Below are 330 nucleotides of genomic sequence, written 5' to 3' on the forward strand. Positions count from 1 at the left end.
TGATCGCGACGCGGTCGCACAAGATGTCCGCCTCTTCCAGGTAATGGGTGGTCAAAAATATCGTCATACCTTGATCGTGCAACTCTCTGATAGTCTTTCTCAAAGAGCGCGCCGCCATGGAGCCGAATTCCACCTGAACGAGCGCGTGGTGGAACTTATAAAGCTCGGCGACAGGGTGCGGTCGGTGCGCACGAATAAGGGCGATTACGGCACCGACGTGGTGATATCTGCAGACACGTACAAAGCGCAAGTGGCCGAAGCCGCCGTAGAAGCCGGCGCAGATATGATAAACGACATATCGGGGCTGGGTTTCGATCCCGATATGCCATC

General features: G+C 55.5%; 1 protein-coding gene. It reads left to right on the plus strand.

The annotated features are described in order from the left end of the window. Positions 1-145: 145 nt before the first annotated feature. Positions 146-330 (plus strand): dihydropteroate synthase (locus EZM41_RS14295; RefSeq protein WP_342449216.1); only part of this gene is annotated, 185 nt, incomplete at its 3' end.

The sequence above is a fragment of the Acetomicrobium sp. S15 = DSM 107314 genome (assembly GCF_016125955.1).
In the GTDB taxonomy this organism is placed as follows: domain Bacteria; phylum Synergistota; class Synergistia; order Synergistales; family Thermosynergistaceae; genus Thermosynergistes; species Thermosynergistes pyruvativorans.